A 526-nucleotide genomic window follows, 5' to 3' on the forward strand; every position below is an offset into this window, starting at 1 on the left:
CGCTGCGCTACACGGCCGTCCTGCTGGCCGGGCTGACCGCCGCGCTCGCGGGCGCGTACCTCGCGCTCGCCGACGTCCACGCCTTCACCGACAATCTGACGTCCGGCGCCGGCTACCTCGCCGTCGTCGCGGTGATCGCGGGCCGCTGGCGGGCCGCACCCACCGCCCTGGCCTGCCTGTTCTTCGGCCTGGCTCAGGCCCTGCAGTTCGCCGCGCCGTCCTTCGGGATCGAGCTGCCCAGCGCCCTGCTGATCATGTCGCCGTATCTGCTCGCCCTGCTGGCGGTCAGCGGGTTCGCGGGGGCCAGCCGGTCGCCCGCCGCCCTGACCGTCCCCTTCGTCCGAGAGGCCCGTGCCTGATGACGCTGATCCTGACCCGCTCCGACGTCCTGCGGATGATCACCTTCCCCGAGGTGATCGGCGCGGTGCGCCGGGCGCACACCGATCTGGCCGCCGGACGGGCGGTGCTCCCCGCCCCGCCCGCCCTGCGCCTGCCCGGCTCGGACGCGGTGTTCCTCGCCATGGCC

The 526-nt window shown here is 74.9% G+C and carries 1 pseudogene; it reads left to right on the forward strand.

Annotated features, from left to right (window positions below):
* A pseudogene (locus ACYVE7_RS35570) lies at positions 1–359 on the forward strand (ABC transporter permease); the annotation flags it as partial.
* Positions 360–526: the final 167 nt, after the last annotated feature.

This window comes from Actinocorallia lasiicapitis (genome assembly GCF_054778695.1).